Origin of the sequence: Dietzia sp. B19 (assembly GCF_014145155.1) — a bacterium.
GTDB lineage: Bacteria > Actinomycetota > Actinomycetes > Mycobacteriales > Mycobacteriaceae > Dietzia > Dietzia natronolimnaea.
Genome location: NZ_JAALED010000567.1, coordinates 6,834 through 9,500, shown reverse-complemented (window position 1 = coordinate 9,500; position 2,667 = coordinate 6,834). Strand labels below are relative to the sequence as shown.

Genomic DNA, 2,667 nt, shown 5'->3' with positions numbered 1-2,667 from the left:
GCGTGTACAATAGAAGACAGAGCCGGAAACACTCGCTCACCCCGTACCCGAAAGGAGCCAGCCATGGCCCGCAAGACCTACACCCCGCAGCAGAAAGAGGCCGCCCGCGCGGCCCGCGCCGAGAAGGTCGAGCAGATGCACGACGAGCTGTCCGCCGCCGTCGACGCCCTCACCCAGTCCGGCCAGTGGCTCAGGTGGCTGGACTTCCTCGGATCGTTCCACCGCTACAGCTTCAACAACACGATGCTGATCCAGGTGCAGTGCCCGCACGCGACCCAGGTCGCCGGATTCAAGGCGTGGCAGGCCAAGGGCCGCCAGGTCCGCAAAGGTGAGAAGGGGATCCGGATCTTCGGCAAGCCGTTCCGCCTCGTCTCCGAGACCGACGAGGCCACCGGAGAGACCACCCGCAAGGCCATCAAGTGCCCACCGCCCGTGGTCAGCGTGTTCGACATCTCCCAGACCGACCCCATCGAGGGAGTCGAGCAGCCCACCGCCCCCGTCGCCCAGCTCCAGGGCGACGACCACGCGGCCCTCTACGAGCGCATCAGCGATTGGATGACCGGCCAGGGCTGGACCGTCACCCGCGAGCAGATCCCCGGCGAGTCCAACGGTTACTGCACCGTCGACGGAACCCGCCGCATCGTCGTAGACGCGGACCTGTCCGACGCCCACGCCGCCAAGACCGCCATCCACGAGGCCGCGCACGCGATCTTGCACACCGACGAAGAGGGCAAGCTCACCACCGAGCCCGACCAGGCCACCCGCGAACTCGAGGCCGAATCCGTCGCCTACGTCGTGGCCGCACTGCACGACCTCGACACGAGCGATTACAGCGTCGGCTACCTCGCCAGCTGGGGCGGGGGACAGGCCGACACGGTCAAGGCCACCGCCGTCCGGGTTCAGGAGGCCGTCCACCTCATCGCCGACGCCCTCACCGACGAAGACCAGGACGAGGAGGCCACCGGCTAGGCCGGCGGGGCGGTCGGGCGTGGCGCCGCTCCGCTAAGCGCCACGCCCGACCGCCGGCCACCCACCCCGCACACCACCCACGACACGCCCCGCACCCAAGCATCACACTTGCTCCATACCCGCACCATGCGCCGATATACTCGCACCATGCACGCATAACGAAGGGAAAGCACCAATGACCACGGTCATCGCGATCGCCAACCACAAGGGCGGCGTCGGCAAGACCACCACCGCCCTCATGCTCGCCCACACCGCCGTCGCAGGCGGCAAGCGCGTCCTAGTCATCGACCACGACGCCCAAGGGGGAGTAGCCCTGCGCATCCTCGGAAACCGCGACCCCGACGGACACACCCTCGCCGACATCTACGCCCGCACCCCAGGCGTCACCCTCGCCGGCGCCACCCACACCACCCGCCGCCCCGGCCTGGACATCGTCCCCTCCGGCCGCGGCAAACTCGCCGCAGCCCTCCAAGCACTCGGGGGAGTAGCCCCCGGAAAAGTCCTACACAAAGCCCTCGACACCATCCGCGACAACTACGACCTCGTCATCATCGACTGCGACCGCGGCCTGTCCCTGGGAACCATCAACGCCCTCTACTCAGCTGACCGCGTCCTCCTCGTCACCGAACCCGAAAACGACTCCTTCAACGGAATCAGCGACACCGGAGAACTCGTCGACGAGATCAACGAAGACCTCCGCCCCAGCCGGCCCCTTCCCGACCCCGACATCCTCATCAACCTGCGCGACACCACCCGCACCGCCACCCACGGCCGCGTCGCCACAGAGATCCGCGACTGGGCCACCCAATCCGGCTACACCGTCCACCCCCACGACATCCCACGCCGCGCCTTCATCGCCGAAGCCGCCGCCAACGGTCAAGGACTCGACGAGCTCCGCGACATCGCCGCCGTCACCGTCCGCGACAGCTTCCACGAGCTGCTCACCACCCTGACCGCCGAAAGGACCTGAACCCATGGCCGCCACACCACCCGTCCGCAAGCGTAAGGCCACCGACAGCCTCGTCGCCCAAGCCGCAGCAGGGGAGACCACCGACCGGCCGGCCGACGCCCCCGAATACCGCAACTGGAACATGCGCCTGCCAGCCGACCTGGTCGAACGCATCTGGGGCACCTGCGAAGCCCTCGACAAAGACGAGGACCTGCCCAGCGCCGTCGCCTTCACCGTCCGCGCCTTCGAGGAATTGCTCGACCGCCTCGACGCCGAATACAACGACGGCAAGCCCTACCACTCAGACACCAGCCCCTTCCGCGCCGGCGGCCGCACCACCTACAAGAGGTAGACCCATGCACATCGTCACCATCACCACGACCACACCCACCGGCGAACTCCTCCACCAGGACACCCTGACCACCACCGGCAGCCACGCCGAAGCCCTCGACCTCGCCGCACACCACGCCGCCGCCGCCACCATCGACATCCACGCCGACGACCCCTACAAACACCACGCCCACCTCATCGCCCTGGGCGACGAACCCCACGCCGTCATCGCACCCCGCATCACCCCAACCGGACGCACCGACCTCCTCGCCACCCTCCGAGCCACCACCACCCTCACCCTCTAGAACCACCATCTGCCCGACCGCCGCGGGTCGACTGGGGCCAGCTCCCGCGTGCAACACCGCCCGCAGACTCCCGCGACGTAGACCCTCGGCCGTGGACGCCGGCACTGCCCGGCG

General features: G+C 68.5%; 4 protein-coding genes. All 4 read left to right on the top strand.

The features are described from left to right. Positions 1–63: 63 nt before the first annotated feature. The 4 genes from G6020_RS15485 (at position 64) to G6020_RS15470 (ending at position 2,553) form a co-directional block, all read left to right on the top strand. The gene (locus tag G6020_RS15485) at positions 64–969 is read left to right on the top strand and encodes an ArdC-like ssDNA-binding domain-containing protein (protein WP_182611222.1); all 906 of its coding nucleotides are present in this window, start codon (positions 64–66) and stop codon (positions 967–969) included. Positions 970–1,144: 175 nt separating this feature from the next. Next, a complete protein-coding gene (locus G6020_RS15480; protein ID WP_182611221.1) occupies positions 1,145–1,939 on the top strand; it encodes a ParA family protein in 795 nt (264 codons plus the stop codon). A 4-nt stretch (positions 1,940–1,943) separates the two neighbouring features. After that, entirely contained in the window at positions 1,944–2,270 is a 327-nt protein-coding gene (locus tag G6020_RS15475) for a hypothetical protein (RefSeq protein ID WP_182611220.1), read from the top strand. A 4-nt stretch (positions 2,271–2,274) separates the two neighbouring features. Next, on the top strand, positions 2,275–2,553 hold the full coding sequence (locus G6020_RS15470; protein WP_182611219.1) for a hypothetical protein: 279 nt from the start codon (positions 2,275–2,277) through the stop codon (positions 2,551–2,553). The last annotated feature ends 114 nt before the right edge of the window (positions 2,554–2,667 follow it).